The sequence below is a fragment of the Pseudomonas sp. RtIB026 genome (assembly GCF_016861355.2).
Classification (GTDB): Bacteria; Pseudomonadota; Gammaproteobacteria; order Pseudomonadales; family Pseudomonadaceae; genus Aquipseudomonas; species Aquipseudomonas peradeniyensis.
The window spans coordinates 2,102,724-2,123,336 of record NZ_AP023348.2 but is presented as its reverse complement, the minus strand read 5'-3'; the positions used below and the strand labels follow the sequence as shown (position 1 = coordinate 2,123,336).

Below are 20,613 nucleotides of genomic sequence, written 5' to 3'. Positions count from 1 at the left end.
CATTCGCCGAAAATTCGCACGTCGCTCTTTCGAGCAGAACTCACAAATTTTACCTTAGCCTGATCCACCAGCAGTGAAACTGGTAATCAGTCTATTTCTATCACATATCCGAATTTTTAAAGAACGATCTGACAAAAGTCAGAAATCAACATTCATCAACGAATGTTCATTTCTAAGTTCTGAGCAGTGCGAAACCTGAAGAGTGGTGGAGCCAAGCGGGATCGAACCGCTGACCTCCTGCGTGCAAGGCAGGCGCTCTCCCAGCTGAGCTATGGCCCCATTTGACCAGCCGAACCAGGTAGTACCAATAAATGGTAGGTCTGGGCAGATTTGAACTGCCGACCTCACCCTTATCAGGGGTGCGCTCTAACCAACTGAGCTACAGACCTATATAACAGGTCGCATCGTCTTTACATCATGAATCAAGCAATTCGTGTGGGAGCTCATCAGCAGGCTGATGTCTTCGATTAAGGAGGTGATCCAGCCGCAGGTTCCCCTACGGCTACCTTGTTACGACTTCACCCCAGTCATGAATCACACCGTGGTAACCGTCCTCCCGAAGGTTAGACTAGCTACTTCTGGTGCAACCCACTCCCATGGTGTGACGGGCGGTGTGTACAAGGCCCGGGAACGTATTCACCGCAACATTCTGATTTGCGATTACTAGCGATTCCGACTTCACGCAGTCGAGTTGCAGACTGCGATCCGGACTACGATCGGTTTTGTGAGATTAGCTCCACCTCGCGGCTTGGCAACCCTCTGTACCGACCATTGTAGCACGTGTGTAGCCCAGGCCGTAAGGGCCATGATGACTTGACGTCATCCCCACCTTCCTCCGGTTTGTCACCGGCAGTCTCCTTAGAGTGCCCACCATTACGTGCTGGTAACTAAGGACAAGGGTTGCGCTCGTTACGGGACTTAACCCAACATCTCACGACACGAGCTGACGACAGCCATGCAGCACCTGTGTCAGAGTTCCCGAAGGCACCAATCCATCTCTGGAAAGTTCTCTGCATGTCAAGGCCTGGTAAGGTTCTTCGCGTTGCTTCGAATTAAACCACATGCTCCACCGCTTGTGCGGGCCCCCGTCAATTCATTTGAGTTTTAACCTTGCGGCCGTACTCCCCAGGCGGTCAACTTAATGCGTTAGCTGCGCCACTAAAATCTCAAGGATTCCAACGGCTAGTTGACATCGTTTACGGCGTGGACTACCAGGGTATCTAATCCTGTTTGCTCCCCACGCTTTCGCACCTCAGTGTCAGTATCAGTCCAGGTGGTCGCCTTCGCCACTGGTGTTCCTTCCTATATCTACGCATTTCACCGCTACACAGGAAATTCCACCACCCTCTACCGTACTCTAGCTTGCCAGTTTTGGATGCAGTTCCCAGGTTGAGCCCGGGGCTTTCACATCCAACTTAACAAACCACCTACGCGCGCTTTACGCCCAGTAATTCCGATTAACGCTTGCACCCTCTGTATTACCGCGGCTGCTGGCACAGAGTTAGCCGGTGCTTATTCTGTCGGTAACGTCAAAATTGCACGGTATTAGCGTACAACCCTTCCTCCCAACTTAAAGTGCTTTACAATCCGAAGACCTTCTTCACACACGCGGCATGGCTGGATCAGGCTTTCGCCCATTGTCCAATATTCCCCACTGCTGCCTCCCGTAGGAGTCTGGACCGTGTCTCAGTTCCAGTGTGACTGATCATCCTCTCAGACCAGTTACGGATCGTCGCCTAGGTGAGCCATTACCTCACCTACTAGCTAATCCGACCTAGGCTCATCTGATAGCGCAAGGCCCGAAGGTCCCCTGCTTTCTCCCGTAGGACGTATGCGGTATTAGCGTTCCTTTCGAAACGTTGTCCCCCACTACCAGGCAGATTCCTAGGCATTACTCACCCGTCCGCCGCTGAATCAAGGAGCAAGCTCCTCTCATCCGCTCGACTTGCATGTGTTAGGCCTGCCGCCAGCGTTCAATCTGAGCCATGATCAAACTCTTCAGTTCAATACTGCTTGGGTTTTTAAGAAACCCTAAACTTGGCTCAGCAATCTCAAATGACTATGTGATTTCTCGCATGGCCACTTGTGATGCTGATAATCTTGGCGACTATCAGTCCATACTCACAAGCACCCACACGAATTGCTTGATTCAATTTGTTAAAGAGCGTTTGGCTGAGAGCTTTTCGTCTCAACCGAGGCGCGCATTCTACGCTTTCCTCATTTGCTGTCAAGCGTTATTTTGAAGTTTCTTTCGAAGTCGTTTTCTGCAAACACCTTCAACCTCAACAACTTACCGCTTGCCTCGTGGCGTTCAACGCTGCGAGGAGGCGAATAATACGCGGTTTGATTTCAGAGTCAACACCTTGATCTGAAAAAACTTTCGATCGCCATCCGGCGGCCGCTCGGCAACTATTCGGCGCGGTTGCCGCTCTGTAGAGAAACACGCAAGCGGAGCGGCTGCCATGAGCGATGCACAGAGCGAGAAGACCCCGGGGCTGTCGCCGGACGAAGAGCAGGAAGTCAGCCATAACCAGCCGCCCCGGGCGGCGGTGCTGCACGAGATCATCCGCGCCCAGGGCGACCAGGAGTTGGAGCGCACCCTCGCCGCCCTGTGGTGGTCGGCGCTGGCGGCCGGCCTGACCATGGGCCTGTCATTGATGGCCATGGGGCTGTTCTATGCTCGCCTGCCCGAGGGCGACAGCGCCCAGGTAGTCGCCAGCCTGGGCTACAGCGCAGGCTTTCTGGCAGTGATCCTCGCCCGCCAGCAACTGTTCACCGAGAACACCCTGACCGCCGTGCTGCCGTTGATGACCACCCCCACCCTCATCAACCTGGGCCGCCTGCTGCGCCTGTGGACCATCGTCCTGCTCGGCAACCTGGCCGGCACCCTGCTGGTGGCCTGGGTAATGCTCGAACTGCCGATCTTCGACAGCAAGACCGACATCGCCTTCCTGGATGTGGGCCGCAAGGTGATGGAGAACGACATCGGCCAGATGTTCGCCAAGGGCATCGTTTCGGGCTGGATGATCGCCACCATGGTCTGGATGATCCCGTCCATGGAGCACGCCAAGATCTGGATCATCCTGATGATCACCTACCTGATGGCCCTGGGCGACTTCACTCATATAGTAGTGGGCTCGGTCGAGGTGTCTTATCTGGTCTGGGCCGGCGAGCAGAGCTGGAGCGCCTTCTGGCTCGACTTCGCCCTGCCCACCCTGGCCGGCAACATCATTGGCGGCAGCTTCATTTTCGCCTTGATCAGCCATGCCCAGGTGCGCAGCGACAGCGGCAAGCCGCCCTCGAAACTGTTGAAGGACGACAAGCAGGTCAAGGATTAGCGCGCGACAACCGCCCGCTCGGATGACCTGCCCCGCTGCGGCAATGGCCGCGGTCGCCACCAGTTCTGCCCCGGATGCGGCGAGTCGAGGCTGAGCCGCTCGCCCATCTGTGGCGTGCTCAGTTGCACCTGGGCGGCATTGGCCAGCGCCAGGATGCGCTCGAAGGGTTCCTGCCAGCTGTGGATCGACAGGTCGAAGGTACCGTTGTGAATCGGCAGCAGCCAACGGCCTTTCAGATCCCGGTGCGCCTGCAGGGTCTGCTCCGGCTGCATGTGCACATTGGGCCAGGCAACGTTGTAGGCGCCGGTCTCCATCAAGGTCAGGTCGAACGGCCCGTAGCGCTCGCCGATCTCGCGCAAACCGGCGAAGTAACCGGTGTCGCCGCTGAAGAACAGCCGCAGCCCTTCGTCGATCATCACCCAGGACGCCCACAGCCTGCGGTTGCTGTCGAACAACCCGCGCCCGGAGAAGTGCTGCGCCGGCGTGGCGGCGAAGCGCACGCCTTCGACCTCGGTTTCCTGCCACCAGTCCAGCTGCCGCACCTTGGCCGGCGGCACGCCCCACTCGATGAGCAGGTCGCCCACCCCCAGCGGCGCGAGAAAGTGCTCGGTGCGCGGCGCCAACCGGCGGATGGCCTGCTCGTCGAGGTGGTCGTAATGGTCATGGGACAGGATCACCGCGGTCAGCGGCGGCAGGTCGTCGAGCGCCAACGGTGGCGCATGGAAGCGCAGCGGCCCGGCCCACTGCACCGGTGAGGCGCGTTCGGCGAACACCGGGTCGGTAATGAAGAAGCGCCCGCGCAGCTTGAGCAGTACCGTGGAGTGGCCGAGGCGCCACAGGCTGTGATCCGGTGCTTCGGCCACCTGCTGGCGTGTCATCGGCTGCAGGCTCAGCGCCGCGTCTGGCCGGGTTTGCGGCGGCTTGCGCAACAGCAGGTACTTGACGCCGATGCGCAGCTTCTTGAGCACGCCATCCCGGGGCAGCTCGACCTGGTTGTGAAAGCGTCCGTCCCGGTGCGGTGCCGGCTCGCCGGCGGGGGTAGCCATGGGGACCATGAGCAGCAGCACTCCGCATAAGAGGAAAGCCTTCATATTACTCCACAGGGTCGGATCAACCGTGAAATGGCTTGTAAGGTCATTTTTCGCCGATGAACGATTGTTCAACAATATTCACACGACTTATGCGATAAACGGCGCCCCACAGAAGAACGACAACCATGATCGACAACCGCAGCGGCAAGGGGCTCTCTTTCGTCAGGCGCATCTACCTGCCGCGCATCATCGGCCTGGGGATCGGCCTGTTCAGCGTGATGGCCGCCATCGCCCCGCTGAACCCGCCGCAGTGGGCCTGGGCCCTGCTGCTGTTCAACGGCTTGCTCTGGCCTCATGTGGCCTATCAGTGGGCTCGGCGCTCGGCCACGCCCTACCAGGCCGAACAGCGCAACATCCTGCTGGACTCGCTGATGGGCGGGTTCTGGACCGCGGCGATGCATTTCAACCCGCTGCCCACCGTGACCATCCTGTCGATGATGACCATGAACAACGTCGCCGCCGGTGGCAAACGGGTGCTGCTGCGCGGCCTGCTGGCCCAGCTGGGCGGCATGCTGCTGGCCAGCGCCCTGCTCGGCACCGGCCTGCAGCTCCAGGCCACGCAGTTGCAGGTGCTCGCCTGCCTGCCGATGCTCACCTTCTACCCCCTGGCCCTGGGCTGGGTGTGCTACCAGCTGGCGATCAAGCTGGCCGAGCACAAGCGCCGCCTCAGCGCCCTGAGCCGCACCGACAGCCTCACCGGCCTGCTCAACCATGGCTCATGGAAAGACCTGCTGCTGCTCAAGTTCCAGATCTGCCAGCAACAACAGCTGCCGGCGGTCATCGCCCTGATCGACATCGACCACTTCAAGACCATCAACGACACCTACGGCCATGTGGTCGGCGACTGCGTGCTGCGCCAGCTCAGCCAGGAACTGCGGCGCAGCCTGCGCGAGGACGACCTGGCCGGGCGCTACGGCGGCGACGAGTTCTGTGTGATCCTCCCCGGCGCCCAGGAGGCCCAGGCCTGCCAGGCCATGGAACGCCTGCGCGAGCGCGTCGGCGCCTACCGCAACCCGCAATTGCCTGACTTGCGCATCAGCCTGAGCATCGGCCTGGCGGACTTTCGCACCACCCTCGCCTCGCCCGAACACTGGCTGGAACAGGCCGACAAGGCCCTGTATGCCGCCAAGCACCAGGGCCGCGACCAGGTCAATTTCGCCCGCGGCGAGGCCGCCATGCTCAAGCTGGCCTATCCTGACTGAACCTTCGCCCAGGCCCGGGCGCAGACAGCAGTTGAAGGAGTCGCCCGTACATGGACAGGAACGTCGACCTTTCATCCTCCAGCCCCACCTCGCGCCTGCAGGTGCGCCGCCTGGTCGGCGGCTTCTGCGCGCTGTTCGGGCTTGCCTGCGTGTTCACCCTGGTGGCGCTGTTCAACATCGCCGCCACGCTGGACCACCAAGCGCAGCAGCAAAGCACCTTCCAGGCCACCCAGGCGCTGGAGCAGCGGCTGGTGGCCTCGCGCCAGTTCCTCTCCAGCTACGCCGTCTGGGACGTCGCCTATGAACATCTGGTCGGCAAGGTCGACTGGCAGTGGGCCTATGACGAGAAGAACGTCGGCGAGTCGCTGTACAGCGCCAGCGGCTACGAAGGCGTGTTCGTGGTCGAGGATGGCCGCACCACCTACGCCCTGTTCAAGGGCAAGCCCACCGACTCGCCGGCCAGCGCCCATATCGACAGCCCCCTGGCGGCGCTCATCGACGCGGCGCGCAAAGCGGCCCCCGCCCGCGAGCAGGTGACCCACTTCGTGCGTTTCAACGACTGGCCCGCAGTGCTCAGCGCGGCGGCGGTGCGCCCGGATAAAGAGGTGACCGAGGCGGATGTGCGCCAGGCGCCGGTGATGGTGTTCGTCGACCAGCTGACCGAGGCCAAGCTCGCCGTGCTGGGCAAGGGCGCTGGCCTGACCGGCATGCGCCTGGAGAAGAACGGCTCTGCCCAGGCCGGACAACCGTATATAGCCCTGGGCGAAACCGGCTATCACCTGGCCTGGAACACGCCGCTGCCGGGCCGCCAACTGCTCCACGCCTTCCTGCCACCGCTGCTGGCGGTGCTGCTGGTGCTCGGCCTGGTGCTGCTCTACCTGTTTCGCCATGCCCTGCGCAGCTCCCGCGCCATCGACGACAGCCTGCTGCGCCTGCAGCAGAGCAACCGTGCCCTGGAGGCGAGCGAACAGCGCTTTCGCGCGGTAGCCGAGGCCGCGTCCGACTGGATCTGGGAAACCGACCGCCAGCACCGCCTGACCTACCTGTCGCAGCGCTTCGTCAGCGTCACCGGTTACCGGCTAGAGGACTGGATAGGCCAGCCGCTCAACCAATTGCTGGCCTGCGACACTACACCGCTTTTGCCTTGGCTCGACAGCCAGGCCGACGAAAACCCGCAGCAACTGGCCAACCTGCGCTGCAACTACGATGACGCCAGCGGGCAGAACCGCTACTGCCGCGTATCGGCGCGCTCGATCATCTACGAGGGCAAGCTTGTCGGCTTTCGCGGTACCGCCAGCGACATCACCGACGAGGTCGCCGCCCATGCCCGCATCCAGCACCTGTCGATGCACGATGCCCTGACTGGCCTGGCCAACCGCAACAAGTTGTCACGCCACCTTGAGCAGGCACTGTTGCGCGGCAGCGATTCACCGCCGCTGACCTTGCTGCTGCTCGACCTGGACAGTTTCAAGCCGATCAACGATTCCCTCGGCCACCCGGCCGGCGACGCGGTACTGCAGGAGGTGGCCGGCCGCCTGCGCGACACCACCCGCGACAACGACCTGGTAGCCCGCCTGGGCGGCGACGAGTTCGTCCTGGTGCTGCATGGCCTGGACAACCGCAGCGAGATCGACCGCTTCTGCGCCCGCCTGCTCGACCTGCTGCAGCAACCCATCGCCTACGAGGAACACCAGTTGCACATCGGCGCCAGCATCGGCATCGCCCAGACCCGGGCCCAGGGCTACGATGCCGGCGAGCTGATCCGCTGCGCCGACATCGCCTTGTACCAGGCCAAGGCCGACGGCAAGAACACCTGGCGTTACTTCTCGCCGGAGATGAACCAGCAGATCCAGTACCGCCGGCAACTGGAAAACGACCTGCGTCGGGCGATCAAACAGCACGAGTTCGTCCTGCACTACCAGCCGCGCTACCGCCTGGACGACCTGAGCATCGTCTCGGTGGAGGCCTTGCTGCGCTGGCAACACCCCGAGGAAGGCCTGCTCGGGCCGGACACCTTCATCCCCCTGGCCGAGCAGAGCGACCTGATCGTGCCTCTTGGTCGCTGGGTGCTGGCCGAGGCTTGCCGCAATGCCCGCGACTGGCCCGACGAACTGCTGGTCTCGGTCAACCTGTCGCCGGCGCAGTTCTCCCGCAGCGATGTGGTCGCCGATGTGCGCCAGGTGCTGCTGGACACCGGTTTCCCGGCCCAGCGCCTGGAACTGGAGATCACCGAGAACGTGATGCTCAACGACATCGAAGGCGCATTGGGCACCATGCTCGCGCTCAAAGAGCTGGGCGTGCGCCTGAACATGGACGATTTCGGCACCGGGTACTCGTCGCTGGGTTACCTGCGCACCTACCCGTTTGACAGCATCAAGATCGACAAGCGCTTCATCGCCGGGCTCAGCAGCCAGAGCGGCAACGACCGTGCGGTGGTCCAGGCCATCATCAACCTGGGCAAGGCCATGGGGCTGACGGTCACCGCCGAGGGGGTGGAGACCGAGCAGCAGCTGCAGGCGCTGGACAAGGAGCAGTGCCATGAGGTCCAGGGCTACTACCTGAGCAAGCCGGTGGACCGGGCGGGGTTCGAGGCGCTGCTGGCGGGCCGGGAGGTGCGCCAGCAGGATGTGTCCTGAGTCCCTCGGGAGAGGGAGCTGTATCTCTGTGGGAGCGGGCTTGTCGGAACGCCGCACCGCCCGGATCACCGGCAAAGCCGGTGCCAAACATCGCATCGCGGGGCAAGCCCGCTCCCACGCAGGTGATGCTTAAAACTCTGTTTCCTGCGCGACAGCGCAGCCCGAAGGACTGGGGGGGTTCTACAGGGATTGCGTTTGCCCTTGGGAGATGCCTTCAGCGCAGGCTGCGTTCGGCCACGATCTCCGGCAGGTCGGTGCGCTGGAGGTAGATGCGCAGCGGCTCGCCGATGTTCAGCCGGTCGTCCACATGCTGCTCCAGCAACAAGGCCAGGCGCTCCCGGCACAATGCCATGCGCGTATCGGCCTCGTGCCGCCAGACGAACTCGTTGCAGGGGGTAATGCTGTCGTCGGCGACATCCATGCCGAACGAATCTTCGGAAAACCGCACGATATGAATGCCGCGCTTGCCGTGGAAGCCGACGAAGCCCTTGAGCTGGTCGGCGGCGTTGCAGATGTCCTGGGAAGTGATGGCCATGGCGTAACCTCGCAAAATTCGGAAGTGACGCACGCAGGGAACGGTCACCTCTGACGGGCGACGCGCAGGTGCCAGCCTAACGCAACTGCCGGAACCTTCGCCACGCTTTCTCACCCTTCCCGTTTCAGCCGGTTGGCGCCGCCACCGGGTCGACCTGCGACGCCAGCAGCGCCGCCAGCCAGTTCATGAACGCCTGGACCCGGCGCGGCACATGGCGCTGCCGCGCATACAGCAACGACACCGGCATGGCCCGCGCCTGCCAGGGCTCGAGCAGCGATACCAGTTCACCGTTGCGCAGGTGTTCAGCGACACCCACCGCCGGCACCTGGATCAGCCCGAGCCCGGCCAGGCAGGCGGCGGAGTAGGCTTCGGCATTGTTCACCGTGACCACGCCGGCCATGGCCTGGAAGCGCAGCTCGCCATCCTGCTCGTATTCGAACCCGGCGCTGCGGGCACCGAGGTTGCGCACGTAGTGGACCAACCGATGGCCAGCCAGGTCCTGCAGGTTCTGCGGCACGCCGTACCGCTCGAGGTAGGCGGGGCTGGCGCAGTTGCGCATGCTCAGGCGCCCCACCGGACGGGCCACCACATCCAGGTCGCTGAGCGCGCCGATGCGCATCACGCAGTCGAAGCCTTCGCGCAGCAGGTCGACCTGGCGGTCGGTGCAACTGAGCTCCACCTCCAGACGCGGAAAACGCTCAAGGAACCCTGGCAGCGCCGGCACGATCAGCCGCCGCGCCATCATGGTCGGCAGGTCGATGCGCAAACGCCCGGCCAACTCGGCATCGTCGGCGCTGAACAGGCTTTCGATCTCGTCCATGCCCGACAGCAGGTCCTTGCTGCGCTCGTAGAGCAAGGCACCATCCTGGGTGGTCTGCACCCGTCGCGTGGTGCGGTTGAACAGGCGCGTGCCGAGCAACCGCTCCAGCGCCCGCACCTGCTCGGAGACGGTCGAGCGCGGCAAGCCCAGGCTTTCGCCGGCCAGGGTGAAACTGCTCAGTTCGCTGACCCTGACAAAGGTGCGCAACAGCTCCAGCTTGTTCATCACGGGCTCCGATTGTCCATTCTATACGAACAGTATTTCCGGAATCCGTGGATTTAACAGCCATCAACCGATCAATAACCTGTCATTCAACAGCCACCCCACCGAGGTAATCGACATGACTCGCAAGATCGCACTGATCACCGGCGCCAGCCGCGGCCTGGGCAAGAACACCGCCGAACACCTGGCCGCTCGCGGTATCGACATCATCGGCACCTATCACAGCAAGGCCGACGAGGCCCGCGCCGTGGCCGCCTCGCTGGAGCAGGCCGGCGTGCGCGCCGCCATGCTGCAACTGGATGTCAGCGACAGTGCCAGTTTCGCCGCCTTCGCCGAGCGCCTGGGCGACACCCTCGAACAGCAGTTCGGCCGCCGCCAGCTGGACTTCCTGGTGAACAACGCCGGCATCGGCCTGAACGCGCCGTTCAGCGAGACCAGCGAGGCGCAGTTCGACCAGTTGCTGAACATCCAGCTCAAAGGGCCGTTCTTCCTCACCCAGCACCTGCTGCCGCTGTTGGCCGACGGCGGGCGAATCGTCAACATCTCCACCGGGCTGACCCGCTTCGCCCTGCCCGGCTACGCTGCCTATGCGGCCATGAAGGGCGCCATGGAGGTGCTGACCCGCTACCAGGCCAAGGAGCTGGGCGCGCGCGGCATCCGCGTGAACATTCTTGCGCCGGGCGCCATCGAGACCGACTTCGGCGGTGGCGTGGTGCGCGACAACCAGCAGGTCAATGACTACATCGCCGGCAACACGGCGCTGGGACGCGTCGGCCTGCCCGACGATATCGGAGCGGCCATCGCCCTATTGCTGGAGGACGGCAATGGCTGGATCACGGGGCAGCGGCTGGAGGTGTCTGGGGGGATGTTTCTCTAGGCGCGCGTTGTCCAGTCGATGCGCAGTTCCTGTGTAGGAGCGGCCTTGTGCCGCGAAAGGGCTGCGCAGCAGCCCCGGGATTTCAGCGTTGATGCAAAGATTGCCGGGGCTGCTGCGCAGCCCTTTCGCGGCACAAGGCCGCTCCTACACGTAGAAACGCCTACCACCCTTCAAACGCGGCTCAGGGCCTGATGCAGCGCCGCCACGGCGGGCAGTGCCAAGGCCTCGTGGGACATGCACAGCCCGACCCGACGCCGCAGCGCCAGGCCACTGCCCGGCTGCCAGTAGACACCCGGGCAACGCTCGACCAGCGACTGCGGCAACCAGGCCGCGCCTTGCCCGGCGGCGACCATGGCCAGGACCAGTTGCAACGAACCGGCCTGGCCGACCTGCTCGCCCCCGTCATACAAGCCCATCAGGCGTTGGTGCGAAGGGTGCTGCGGGCAGGTGACCCAGCGCCCGTCCGGCTGGCTGCCGGTGGCCATCACCCGCACGAACGCTTCCTCCCACAGCGCCAGGAACAGTTCATCCTCGCAACGCTGGGCCTCGTCGGCCAAGCGAGCGTCGCCGTCGCAGCCTTCCAGCAGGGTCAACTGCAAACCCGCCACCGCCTGGCTGGCCAGGCGCACGCAGGCCTCGACCTGGGCCGGCGCGATGTCCGCCTCGATGCCCAGCGCCAATGGCACCCGCTCCTGCCCCTGGCGAAACCGCAGGCGCAAGGCCTCGGCCTCGGCCACCATGCGACAGGCCTGGGGATACAGCTCGCGGGCGTGTTCGCTGACTTCGACGCCGCGGGCCTGGCGCAGGAACAGTTCGGCGCCAAGGTCCTCTTCCAGCTGGCGAATGGTCACCGACAAGGTCGGCTGGGCCACGCACAAACGCTGGGCGGCTACAGTGATGTTGCGCGCTTCGAAGACCGCGATGAATGCCTTGAGATGACGGATATCCATAGATAGAACCGATGCCAGCCAGAGAAATAAGCCGTTTTTCATGGCCGCGAGCGCTATCTAGAATCCTGGCCATCGAAAGCGATTATGCCTTGGAGGCAACCATGAACAAACCCCTGATCATCGTCACTGGCGCCAGCTCCGGTATCGGCGCCGCCACCGCCCGGCGCTTTAGCGCCGCAGGGCATCCGCTGCTGCTGATCGCCCGGCGCCTGGAACGCCTCGAGGCGCTGGCGCTCCCCGATTGCCTGTGCCGCGCCGTGGATATCCGCGACCGGGCGGCGCTGGTCGCCGCCGTGGCCGAGGCCGAAGCGCTGTACGGCCCGGCCGATGCCCTGGTGAACAACGCAGGCGTGATGCTGCTGGGGCAGATGCACGAGCAGGATCCGGAGCAGTGGGAGCGCATGTTCGACATCAACGTCAAGGGCCTGCTCAACGGCGTGCATGCGCTGGTCAGCGGGATGATCGAGCGGCGCCACGGCACGCTGATCAACGTCAGCTCCGTGGCCGGGCGCAAGACCTTCCCCAACCATGTCGCCTACGTGGGCAGCAAGTTCGCCGTGCACGGGCTGTCGGAGAACCTGCGCGAGGAGCTGGCGCCGCACAATGTGCGGGTGGTGACCATCGCCCCGGGCGCGGTGGAGACCGAGTTGCTCGGGCACACCACCGACGAGGGCATCAAGCGCGACTACGAGGCGTGGAAGGCCAATGACATGGGTGGCGTGGTGCTGAGTGCCGAGGATGTGGCCGGGGCGATCGTCTGGGCCTACCAGCAGCCGCAGCAGGTGTGCATTCGCGAGATCGTGCTGGCGGCGACCGCCCAGCAGCCCTGAGATGGATGTATCCGGGGCGCGATGCGCCCCGTTCGTCGGCAGGCCCCACCCCGTGATGAAAATACAGGCAAAAAAATGGGCGACCGAAGTCGCCCTAAATGCCTTGCGTGCTCGTGAATCGGGAAGGATCAGCGCTGATTGCGCTTTTTCGAGTCCTTCCAGATGAAAATGCCCAGACCGGCGAAGAACGCCAACATCAACCCGACCGTTACCACACCGGCGATAACCACGTTGTCGAAGAACATGTCGGCCCCTCCCTTGATGTGCCGTCATCCGATGGGTGCAAGGTAACCAATGCCGGGAGGGGGAAAATTGACCGGAGTCAATGGCGCCCGAGGCCGGGCGCGCGAGGCGGGTGCAGGGTTGACCTGCATCAAGTTTCAGCGCTTCTTGGGTTTGCCCTTGGGCTTTTTCTTCTTGGCCTGGGTTAGCGGCATGGCCTGCTCGAAGGCCTGGCGCATGTCGTTCAGGCGCTTGTCATTGAGGTCGTGGATGCGTTTGGCGCGTTCGGCGCCGAAATCGATCAGGTTGTCTTGGCTCATGGCGGGCTCGACGGACAGCAGAGGCCTTCATGATGAAGGCAAGCGGCAACGCTGACTAGGGTACAGAGCCTGGTCAGACTTCGATATCCACCAACAGCCCCTGGCGCGTGCGTTCGCCCATCGGCGCCACCGGCACGGTGTTGTCGGCGTTGAGCTCCTCGCCGGGCACGGCTTCGTAGCGGTCCCCTTCGGCCTGCTTGCGCCGTTGCTGCTGGCGGCGCTGCTCCTCGCGCAGCAGCAAGGTCTGCTCCTCGGGGTCGCGGTGGTGCTTGAGGTCGATGGAGCCGTCGCTGGAGGTCGGCTGCGCGGGTACCACCGGCGGGATGGTCGGCGGCGGCTTGACCGGATCCTGTTGCGAGGTCACGGGGGCGGCACTGAGCGGGATGATCGGCGGCAGCATGATGGGTCTCCTGTAGCCTTGTTATCGGCTGGTGGTGCGCCGCCTTGAATGCCCGCGGTCAAAGGTGTGCGGCGTATCACAAGGCCACACTGCGCTGGAGTATAGCGCGGGCTTACTCGGCTTCTTCGTCCGGGTCGTCGTCGGGCGCGGCGCTCGACTCGCTCCAGGGCCGCTTGTAGACCTGTTGCCAGACAGCATCCATGTGCTCGCGCACGACCTGCGGGGCGCTCTTGAGCGAGGCGCTGTCCTCGCGCTCGCCGCCGAACGCGTCCTCACCGGGCGGGCTGATCAGCGACTGGCCGGTGATGGTGTAGATCGCCTGGCCCTCACGCATCTCGATGGCGATGTCATGGGGGTCGATGCCGCCGCCGCAGAAAGCATGGCTGGCCACCGTCACTTCGGCGACACCGTCCTTGTTCAGGTCGCCGACATCGCTGACATCGGTATAGAAGTCGACGTCCAGGTCCAGCCCGGCGCAGGTGGTCTCCTGCTCGATCTGCCAGCGCGCCTTGAAGGCGTCACCACCGGCAGCGCGGCCATACAGCGTGGCCTTGAGCACCACCTTGTCGACTTCCTCCTCGGTATCGGGGTCGGTGGCCTGGCCATCGGCCCGGCTCAGCACCAGCAGGCCTTCGCCCTCACGGTCGTGGAAGTGCACGCTCTTGATCGGCGTCTGCACACCGAGCACCTCCAGTTGCTCGACCGGAATAGGCGGCAGGACCTCGAAGCTCTTCTGTTCACAGGCGGCCAACAGCGCGAGGCTGCCCAGGCCCAGGGTGACGTTCAACCAGCGGTGCTTGGCAACCATGTTGGCGCGTGGCCCTCGTGACGGGACGGTGTTCGTCGATGAAAGCGCTAGACTCTTCACATTCATTGGTCTGGCGAAGCCGATCCGTTAACATAGTCGGCTTTTTCATCGCGGGAGTTTTGGCAGTATGGCGCAGCAGTATCAACCGGGGCAACGCTGGATCAGCGACAGCGAAGCCGAGCTCGGTCTTGGGACCATCCTGGCGCAGGATGGCCGCCTGTTGACCGTGCTCTACCCGGCCACGGGCGACACCCGCCAGTACTCGCTACGCAATGCGCCGCTGACCCGCGTGCGCTTCTCGCCCGGCGACCTGATCACCCACTTCGAAGGCTGGAAGCTGACCGTGCAGGAGGTCGATGACATCGACGGCCTGATGGTCTACCACGGCATCGACGGCCAGAACCAGCCGCGCACCCTGCCCGAGACGCAGCTGTCGAACTTCATCCAGTTCCGTCTGGCCAGCGACCGCCTGTTCGCCGGGCAGATCGACCCGCTGTCGTGGTTCTCGCTGCGCTACAACACCCTGCAGCACACCAGCAAGCAGATGCTCTCGTCGCTGTGGGGCCTGGGCGGCGTGCGCGCCCAACCCATCGCCCACCAGTTGCACATCGCCCGTGAAGTGGCCGACCGCATCGCCCCACGGGTCCTGCTGGCCGACGAAGTGGGCCTGGGCAAGACCATCGAGGCGGGCCTTGTGATCCACCGCCAGCTGCTGTCCGGGCGCGCCAACCGCGTGCTGATCCTGGTGCCCGAGAACCTCCAGCACCAGTGGCTGGTGGAAATGCGCCGACGCTTCAACCTGCAGGTGGCGCTGTTCGACGCCGAGCGCTTCATCGAGAGCGACGCCAGCAACCCGTTCGAGGATGCCCAGCTGGCGCTGGTGGCCCTGGAATGGCTGGTCGAGGACGAGAAGGCCCAGGACGCGCTGTTCGCCGCAGGCTGGGACCTGATGGTGGTCGACGAGGCCCACCACCTGGTCTGGCACGAGGAGCAGGCCAGCGCCGAATATGCGCTGGTCGAGCAACTGGCCCAGGTCATCCCGGGCGTGCTGCTGCTCACCGCCACCCCGGAACAGCTCGGCCAGGACAGCCACTTCGCTCGCCTGCGCCTGCTCGACCCCAACCGTTTCCACGACCTGGCCGCCTTCCGCGCCGAGAGCGAGCACTATCGCCCGGTGGCCGAAGCCGTGCAGGAACTGCTCGACGAAGGCCGTCTGTCGCCGAAGGCCCACGCCACCATCCAGGGCTTCCTCGGCGCCGAAGGCGAGGCCCTGCTGGCCGCGGTCAGCGATGGCGACAGCCAGGCCAGTGCCCGCCTGATCCGCGAGCTGCTCGATCGCCACGGCACCGGCCGCGTGCTGTTCCGCAACACCCGCGCGGCGATCCAGGGCTTCCCCGAGCGCCAGCTGCACCCCTACCCGCTGGCCAACCCCGACGCCTACGCCGAGCTGCCCTCGGGCGAGCGCGCCGAGCTGTACCCGGAAGTGGCCTTCCAGGCCCAGGGCGAGAGCGGCGACGACGAGCGCTGGTGGCGTTTCGACCCACGGGTCGACTGGCTGATCGACACCCTGAAGATGCTCAAACGCACCAAGGTCCTGGTGATCTGCGCCCACGCCGAGACCGCCATGGACCTGGAAGACGCCCTGCGCGTGCGCTCCGGCATCCCGGCCACGGTGTTCCACGAAGGCATGAGCATCCTCGAACGCGACCGCGCCGCCGCCTACTTCGCCGACGAGGAATTCGGCGCCCAGGTGCTGATCTGCTCCGAGATCGGCAGTGAGGGCCGCAACTTCCAGTTCGCCCATCACCTGGTGATGTTCGACCTGCCGGCACACCCGGACCTGCTCGAACAGCGTATCGGCCGTCTCGACCGGATCGGCCAGAAGCACACGATCCAGCTGCACATCCCGTACCTGCAGGACAGCCCGCAGGAGCGCCTGTTCCAGTGGTACCACGAAGGCCTCAATGCCTTCCTCAACACCTGCCCGACCGGCAACGCCCTGCAGCACCAGTTCGGCCCGCGCCTGCTGCCGCTGCTGGCCGACAGTGACGAAAAGAGCTGGAGCAAGCTGGTGGCCGAGGCCCGCGCCGAGCGCGAACGCCTGGAAGCCGAACTGCACACCGGCCGCGACCGCCTGCTGGAACTCAACTCCGGCGGTGCCGGCGAAGGCCAGGCGCTGGTCGAGGACATTCTCGAACAGGACGACCAGTTCGCCCTGCCGATCTACATGGAAACCCTGTTCGACGCCTTCGGCATCGACAGCGAAGACCACTCGGAAAACGCCCTGATCCTCAAGCCGAGCGAGAAGATGCTCGACGCCAGCTTCCCGCTGGGCGACGACGAAGGCGTGACCATCACCTACGACCGTGGCCAGGCGCTGTCGCGCGAGGACATGCAGTTCCTGACCTGGGAGCACCCGATGGTCCAGGGCGGCATGGACCTGGTGCTGTCCGGCTCGATGGGCAACACCGCGGTGGCGCTGATCAAGAACAAGGCGCTCAAACCCGGCACCGTGCTGCTCGAGCTGCTCTACGTCAGCGAAGTGGTGGCCCCGCGCAGCCTGCAGCTGGGCCGCTACCTGCCGCCGGCCGCGCTGCGCTGCCTGCTCGACACCAACGGCAACGACCTGGGCCCGCGGGTGGCGTTCGAAACCCTCAACGACCAGCTCGAAAGCGTGCCCAAGGCCAGCGCCAACAAGTTCGTCCAGGCCCAGCGCGACGTGCTGGCCAAGCGCATCGCCGCCGGCGAAGCCAAGGTCCTGCCGATCCACGACGAGCGCGTGGCCCAGGCCCGGCAGCGGCTTACCGCCGAGGCCGACGAGGAGTTGGCGCGCCTGACCGCGCTGAAGGCCGTGAACCCGAGCGTGCGTGACAGCGAGATCGATGCGCTGAGCAAGCAGCGCGAAGAAGGGCTGGCGGCGCTGGAAAAAGCGGCGCTGCGTCTCGAGGCAATCCGGGTGCTTGTCGCCGGTTGATCAGGACTCACGCATCCTCTGTAGGAGCGGCCTTGTGCCGCGAAAGGGCTGCAAAGCAGCCCCAGGATTTCAGCGTTCATGCAAAGATCGCCGGGGCCGCTGCGCGGCCCTTTCGCGGCACAAGGCCGCTCCTACAGGGTTTGTGCGGGGCAGCGGTATCCGTTTAGACCATCCAGCTATTGCCTTCATATCCAAATGGTAGAAACCAAAGTGCCATTAATCAGGAAGGCTTAAGCACCCGTTCCTATACTCCAGCAGGAACAGTCTCCATCCGTGCTTTTTGGGGACGAGTGAAGACTCGACGAAGAGGCCTGCAATGGAGTGGCTGGGACTGCAATTGTTCGCCGAGCTGCCGGCGACCGGACAGATCATCCTCGACTGTCGACACAACCCCTTCCTGGTGCTGCTCGCCTTTATCGTGGCCAGCGCCGCCTGTTTCGCCACGCTGGACATGAGCGAAAGGCAAAGCCACTGCGATGACCGTTTCGCCCGCCGGCAATGGCGGGTGCTCGGCGCCTGCTGCCTGGCCGGCGGGATCTGGGCCATGCACTTCATCAGCATGCTGGCGTTCCAGGCGCCGCTGGAGATCCACTTCGACGCGCCATTGACCGGCCTGTCGCTGCTGGTGGCCCTGCTCGCCGCCTGGCTGGCGATGAACAGCCTCAACCGCAGCGAAATGCGCCTGCGCCACTACCTGCAGACCGCGCTGTTCATCGGCCTGGGCATCAGCCTCATGCACTACACCGGCATGGCCGCCCTGCAGACCAGCGCCCAGCAGTACTACCAGACCGGCCTGCTGCTCGCCTCCATCGGCATCGCCGTGCTCGTCAGCCTGCTGGCGCTGCTGATGGCCCGTTATTTCAACAAGGGCAGCGGCACCTTGCACCTGCTGCTCAAGTACGGCGCCAGCCTGTTAATGGCCGGCGGCATCGTGCTGACCCATTTCACCGGCATGGCTGCCATGACCCTGGTGATTCCCGGCGAAACCGCCCTGCGCCTGCCCTCGGCCGACAACAGTCTGCAACTGGCGCTGACCATCGCCGTCATCACCCTGCTGATCAGCGGCGGCAGCATCAGCGCGGCGCTGGCCGACAAGAAGCTGCAGAGCAAGGAGCACGACCTGCGCCGGGTCAATGTGCTGCTCAGCCAGCTCGACCAGGCCCGGGCCTCGCTGCAGCAGGCCGCCCACTACGACGCCCTGACCAACCTGGTCAACCGCCGCGGTTTCAACCAGGTGTTCGCCGAGCGCCTGGCCGAGCAGGCCGCCCATGAGGGCATGCTGGCGGTGATGTTCCTCGACATCGACCATTTCAAACGCATCAACGACAGCCTCGGGCATGCCGCCGGCGACGAGCTGCTCAAGGTCATCGCCGACCATATCAAGGCCGCCACCCGCGGCCAGGACCTGGTGGCGCGCTTCGGCGGCGACGAGTTCTGCATCGTCACCAGTCTCAACAGCCGCGACGAGGCCCGTCATCTGGCCCAGCGCATCATGCAACGAATGAAGGAGCCGATCGACCTGGCGGGCCGGCGCATGGTGATGACCACCAGCATCGGCATCAGCATCTTCCCCGACGATGGCCAGAGCACCGAGGAACTGCTGAAGAACGCCGACCTGGCGCTGTACCAGTCCAAGGGCTGCGGGCGCAACAGCCTGAACTTCTTCAACAACGGCCTGAAGACCCGCGCCACCCTGGAGCTGCAACTGGAAGAGGAACTGCGTGTGGCGCTGTTCGAGGAGCGCGGCCTGTGCGTGCACTACCAGCCGATCTTCGACCTGCGCAGCGGCCAGGTCGCCAAGCTCGAGGCCCTGGTGCGCTGGCAGCACCCGCAACACGGCTTGCTCAGCCCCGACCGCTTCATCTGCATCGCCGAGGCCAATGGCCTGATCGCCGAGCTGGACCTGTGGGTGCTGCGCCGGGCCTGCGAGGATCTGGCCCAGCTCAATCGCCATGGCTACGGCGAACTGAAGGTCACGGTGAACTGCTCGGCGCTCACCCTCGGCCGCGAGGAGCTGGCCACCGAGGTGGAAATGGCGCTGTTCCAGGCCGGCCTGGCGCCGCGCCAGCTGGAGTTGGAGGTCACCGAGAACGCGCTGATGGGTGACATCCACCACACTATCAGCCTGCTCAAGCGCATCCGCGCCCAGGGCGTGGCGCTGTCGATCGACGACTTCGGTACCGGTTATTCCTCGCTGGCCTACCTCAAGCGCCTGCCGCTGGACGTGCTGAAGATCGACCGCTCGTTCATCCAGGACGTACCGGGCAGCCAGAAGGACCGGGAGATCGTCCAGGCGATCATCATCATGGCCCACACCCTGCACCTGAAGGTGGTCACCGAAGGCGTCGAGACCGTCGAACAGCATGAATTCCTGGCCAGTCATGGCTGCGACTACCTGCAGGGCTACCTGCTCAGCCGACCAGTGCCGCTGGCCGAACTGCGGCCGATCCTCGAACGGCTCGACCGCCAGCCGGGCGAGCTCAGTCCTTGTTGCGATACAGCGTTACCAGGGTCGCCGGATCTTTTTGCAGATAGCCCTGGCTACCGTGCAGGCGCATCAATTGCGCGGCGAGGCCACTGAGCGGCGTCGCCGAGCCCTGCTCGCGGGAGAATTTCACCGCGGTGTCGAGGTCCTTGAGCAAGGTGCGCACATGCCACTTGACCGGTTCGAAGCGGCTCTCGGCCATTTGCGGAGCAAGAATCTGCAGCGGCCTGGAGTCGGCAAACCCGCCCGCCAGCGCCTCGGCAATCAGCCGCGCATCGACCCCTGACTGCTCGGCCAGCGCCACCACCTCGGCGATCACCAGCGCATTGCAGGCCACGATCATCTGGTTGCACGCCTTGGTCACCTGGCCGGCGCCCACCGCGCCCATGTGCGTCACCCGCTGGCCCAGGGTCTGCAGCACCGGCCGCGCCCGCTCAAGATCATCGGCCTCGCCACCGACCATGATTGCCAGAGTACCCGCCTCGGCCCCCGGCGTGCCGCCGGACACCGGCGCATCGAGCCAGGCCATGCCGCACAGGGCAGCCAGCTCGGCGGCCATCTCCCGGGTGGCGGTCGGCTCAAGGCTGGAGAAGTCCACCAGCAACTGACCGCTGCGCCCGCCCTGGGCGACGCCCTGCTCGCCGAACACCACCTCGCGCACCACCGCCGTGTCGGCCAGGCACAACAGCACCATATCCGTCGCCTGGCACAGCTCGGCGGGGCTGGCGGCCAGTCGCGCACCGGCGGCGACCAGCTCGGCGCACTTGTCCGGGCTGCGGTTCCACACGGTCAGCGGATACCCGGCGGCCAACAGCCGACGGCACATCGGCAGGCCCATCAGGCCGATCCCGGCAAACCCCAGCGAAGGCAATGCAGTACTCATGAGCGACTCCAGATTAAAGA

Annotated in this window: 16 protein-coding genes, 2 tRNA genes and 1 rRNA gene; 7 read left to right on the top strand and 12 right to left on the bottom strand. The window is 64.4% G+C overall.

What is annotated here, in order from left to right; translation table 11 throughout:
* Nucleotides 1–203: 203 nt before the first annotated feature.
* The 3 genes from PRtIB026_RS09590 to PRtIB026_RS09580 all read right to left on the bottom strand — a co-directional run bounded on the left by PRtIB026_RS09590 (nt 204) and on the right by PRtIB026_RS09580 (nt 2,005).
* Nucleotides 204–279, bottom strand: a tRNA-Ala gene (locus tag PRtIB026_RS09590).
* Between the two features lie 33 nt (nt 280–312).
* Nucleotides 313–389, bottom strand: a tRNA-Ile gene (locus tag PRtIB026_RS09585).
* A gap of 79 nt (nt 390–468) precedes the next feature.
* Nucleotides 469–2,005: ribosomal RNA gene (locus tag PRtIB026_RS09580) — 16S ribosomal RNA — on the bottom strand.
* 457 nt (nt 2,006–2,462) lie between these two features.
* Between PRtIB026_RS09580 and PRtIB026_RS09575 the strand changes: the two genes are divergently transcribed.
* Nucleotides 2,463–3,338 carry a formate/nitrite transporter family protein gene (locus PRtIB026_RS09575; protein WP_232855828.1) on the top strand — a complete coding sequence of 292 codons (876 nt, stop codon included), beginning with the start codon at nt 2,463–2,465 and terminating at the stop codon, nt 3,336–3,338.
* Here the strand turns inward: PRtIB026_RS09575 and PRtIB026_RS09570 are convergent.
* Nucleotides 3,335–4,429, bottom strand: a complete 1,095-nt coding sequence (locus PRtIB026_RS09570) for an MBL fold metallo-hydrolase (RefSeq protein ID WP_203647721.1) — start codon at nt 4,427–4,429, stop codon at nt 3,335–3,337. The genes PRtIB026_RS09575 and PRtIB026_RS09570 overlap by 4 nt on opposite strands.
* A gap of 125 nt (nt 4,430–4,554) precedes the next feature.
* Between PRtIB026_RS09570 and PRtIB026_RS09565 the strand changes: the two genes are divergently transcribed.
* Both PRtIB026_RS09565 and PRtIB026_RS09560 read left to right on the top strand, forming a co-directional pair.
* A complete protein-coding gene (locus PRtIB026_RS09565) occupies nt 4,555–5,631 on the top strand; it encodes a diguanylate cyclase (RefSeq protein ID WP_203647722.1) in 1,077 nt (358 codons plus the stop codon).
* Between the two features lie 50 nt (nt 5,632–5,681).
* Nucleotides 5,682–8,267 (top strand): EAL domain-containing protein, encoded by a 2,586-nt coding sequence (locus PRtIB026_RS09560; protein WP_203647723.1) that lies wholly within the window; start codon nt 5,682–5,684, stop codon nt 8,265–8,267.
* Nucleotides 8,268–8,481: 214 nt separating this feature from the next.
* Here the strand turns inward: PRtIB026_RS09560 and PRtIB026_RS09555 are convergent, their stop codons facing one another.
* Together PRtIB026_RS09555 and PRtIB026_RS09550 are read right to left on the bottom strand one after the other, a co-directional pair.
* Complete coding sequence (locus tag PRtIB026_RS09555) at nt 8,482–8,802, bottom strand: DUF2025 family protein (RefSeq protein WP_203647724.1); 321 nt, start codon at nt 8,800–8,802, stop codon at nt 8,482–8,484.
* Between the two features lie 124 nt (nt 8,803–8,926).
* A complete protein-coding gene (locus PRtIB026_RS09550; protein ID WP_203647725.1) occupies nt 8,927–9,847 on the bottom strand; it encodes a LysR family transcriptional regulator in 921 nt (306 codons plus the stop codon).
* A gap of 115 nt (nt 9,848–9,962) precedes the next feature.
* Here PRtIB026_RS09550 and PRtIB026_RS09545 point away from each other — a divergent pair, with 115 nt between their 5' ends.
* The gene (locus PRtIB026_RS09545) at nt 9,963–10,721 is read left to right on the top strand and encodes an SDR family NAD(P)-dependent oxidoreductase (protein ID WP_203647726.1); all 759 of its coding nucleotides are present in this window, start codon (nt 9,963–9,965) and stop codon (nt 10,719–10,721) included.
* Between the two features lie 170 nt (nt 10,722–10,891).
* Here PRtIB026_RS09545 and PRtIB026_RS09540 read toward each other — a convergent pair whose 3' ends face one another.
* On the bottom strand, nt 10,892–11,671 hold the full coding sequence (locus tag PRtIB026_RS09540) for a LysR family transcriptional regulator (RefSeq protein WP_203647727.1): 780 nt from the start codon (nt 11,669–11,671) through the stop codon (nt 10,892–10,894).
* Nucleotides 11,672–11,772: 101 nt separating this feature from the next.
* Between PRtIB026_RS09540 and PRtIB026_RS09535 the strand changes: the two genes are divergently transcribed.
* Nucleotides 11,773–12,501: an SDR family oxidoreductase gene (locus PRtIB026_RS09535; protein ID WP_203647728.1), complete on the top strand. Its 729-nt coding sequence runs from the start codon at nt 11,773–11,775 to the stop codon at nt 12,499–12,501.
* Nucleotides 12,502–12,629: 128 nt separating this feature from the next.
* On the opposite strand, the gene ccoM is transcribed toward PRtIB026_RS09535, so the two are convergent.
* The 4 genes from ccoM to PRtIB026_RS09520 all read right to left on the bottom strand — a co-directional run bounded on the left by ccoM (nt 12,630) and on the right by PRtIB026_RS09520 (nt 14,251).
* Nucleotides 12,630–12,746: a cytochrome c oxidase subunit CcoM gene (gene ccoM, locus PRtIB026_RS26465; RefSeq protein ID WP_023629476.1), complete on the bottom strand. Its 117-nt coding sequence runs from the start codon at nt 12,744–12,746 to the stop codon at nt 12,630–12,632.
* A 135-nt stretch (nt 12,747–12,881) separates the two neighbouring features.
* Nucleotides 12,882–13,043: a hypothetical protein gene (locus tag PRtIB026_RS09530; RefSeq protein WP_177330824.1), complete on the bottom strand. Its 162-nt coding sequence runs from the start codon at nt 13,041–13,043 to the stop codon at nt 12,882–12,884.
* Nucleotides 13,044–13,116: 73 nt separating this feature from the next.
* On the bottom strand, nt 13,117–13,443 hold the full coding sequence (locus PRtIB026_RS09525; protein ID WP_203647729.1) for an aspartate-semialdehyde dehydrogenase: 327 nt from the start codon (nt 13,441–13,443) through the stop codon (nt 13,117–13,119).
* A gap of 112 nt (nt 13,444–13,555) precedes the next feature.
* Complete coding sequence (locus PRtIB026_RS09520; RefSeq protein WP_203647730.1) at nt 13,556–14,251, bottom strand: M949_RS01915 family surface polysaccharide biosynthesis protein; 696 nt, start codon at nt 14,249–14,251, stop codon at nt 13,556–13,558.
* 127 nt (nt 14,252–14,378) lie between these two features.
* On the opposite strand from PRtIB026_RS09520, the gene rapA reads away from it, so the two are divergent.
* Nucleotides 14,379–17,225 carry an RNA polymerase-associated protein RapA gene (gene rapA / locus PRtIB026_RS09515; protein WP_267813776.1) on the top strand — a complete coding sequence of 949 codons (2,847 nt, stop codon included), beginning with the start codon at nt 14,379–14,381 and terminating at the stop codon, nt 17,223–17,225.
* 316 nt (nt 17,226–17,541) lie between these two features.
* The gene (locus PRtIB026_RS09510; RefSeq protein ID WP_203647731.1) at nt 17,542–19,806 is read left to right on the top strand and encodes a putative bifunctional diguanylate cyclase/phosphodiesterase; all 2,265 of its coding nucleotides are present in this window, start codon (nt 17,542–17,544) and stop codon (nt 19,804–19,806) included.
* Here the strand turns inward: PRtIB026_RS09510 and PRtIB026_RS09505 are convergent.
* A complete protein-coding gene (locus tag PRtIB026_RS09505; RefSeq protein ID WP_203647732.1) occupies nt 19,706–20,593 on the bottom strand; it encodes an NAD(P)-dependent oxidoreductase in 888 nt (295 codons plus the stop codon). The two genes, PRtIB026_RS09510 and PRtIB026_RS09505, sit on opposite strands and share 101 nt — an antisense overlap.
* Nucleotides 20,594–20,613 lie beyond the last annotated feature (20 nt).

What these genes read in the sequence shown, in the direction of transcription:
- PRtIB026_RS09505 (WP_203647732.1), bottom strand. Translation starts at nt 20,593, where the DNA reads ATGAGTACTGCATTGCCTTCGCTGGGGTTTGCCGGGATCGGCCTGATG.
- PRtIB026_RS09535 (WP_203647728.1), top strand. Translation starts at nt 11,773, where the DNA reads ATGAACAAACCCCTGATCATCGTCACTGGCGCCAGCTCCGGTATCGGC.
- PRtIB026_RS09550 (WP_203647725.1), bottom strand. Translation starts at nt 9,847, where the DNA reads ATGAACAAGCTGGAGCTGTTGCGCACCTTTGTCAGGGTCAGCGAACTG.
- PRtIB026_RS09530 (WP_177330824.1), bottom strand. Translation starts at nt 13,043, where the DNA reads ATGAGCCAAGACAACCTGATCGATTTCGGCGCCGAACGCGCCAAACGC.
- PRtIB026_RS09545 (WP_203647726.1), top strand. Translation starts at nt 9,963, where the DNA reads ATGACTCGCAAGATCGCACTGATCACCGGCGCCAGCCGCGGCCTGGGC.
- PRtIB026_RS09570 (WP_203647721.1), bottom strand. Translation starts at nt 4,429, where the DNA reads ATGAAGGCTTTCCTCTTATGCGGAGTGCTGCTGCTCATGGTCCCCATG.
- PRtIB026_RS09560 (WP_203647723.1), top strand. Translation starts at nt 5,682, where the DNA reads ATGGACAGGAACGTCGACCTTTCATCCTCCAGCCCCACCTCGCGCCTG.
- ccoM (WP_023629476.1), bottom strand. Translation starts at nt 12,746, where the DNA reads ATGTTCTTCGACAACGTGGTTATCGCCGGTGTGGTAACGGTCGGGTTG.
- PRtIB026_RS09555 (WP_203647724.1), bottom strand. Translation starts at nt 8,802, where the DNA reads ATGGCCATCACTTCCCAGGACATCTGCAACGCCGCCGACCAGCTCAAG.
- rapA (WP_267813776.1), top strand. Translation starts at nt 14,379, where the DNA reads ATGGCGCAGCAGTATCAACCGGGGCAACGCTGGATCAGCGACAGCGAA.
- PRtIB026_RS09510 (WP_203647731.1), top strand. Translation starts at nt 17,542, where the DNA reads ATGGAGTGGCTGGGACTGCAATTGTTCGCCGAGCTGCCGGCGACCGGA.
- PRtIB026_RS09525 (WP_203647729.1), bottom strand. Translation starts at nt 13,443, where the DNA reads ATGCTGCCGCCGATCATCCCGCTCAGTGCCGCCCCCGTGACCTCGCAA.
- PRtIB026_RS09520 (WP_203647730.1), bottom strand. Translation starts at nt 14,251, where the DNA reads ATGGTTGCCAAGCACCGCTGGTTGAACGTCACCCTGGGCCTGGGCAGC.
- PRtIB026_RS09540 (WP_203647727.1), bottom strand. Translation starts at nt 11,671, where the DNA reads ATGGATATCCGTCATCTCAAGGCATTCATCGCGGTCTTCGAAGCGCGC.
- PRtIB026_RS09575 (WP_232855828.1), top strand. Translation starts at nt 2,463, where the DNA reads ATGAGCGATGCACAGAGCGAGAAGACCCCGGGGCTGTCGCCGGACGAA.
- PRtIB026_RS09565 (WP_203647722.1), top strand. Translation starts at nt 4,555, where the DNA reads ATGATCGACAACCGCAGCGGCAAGGGGCTCTCTTTCGTCAGGCGCATC.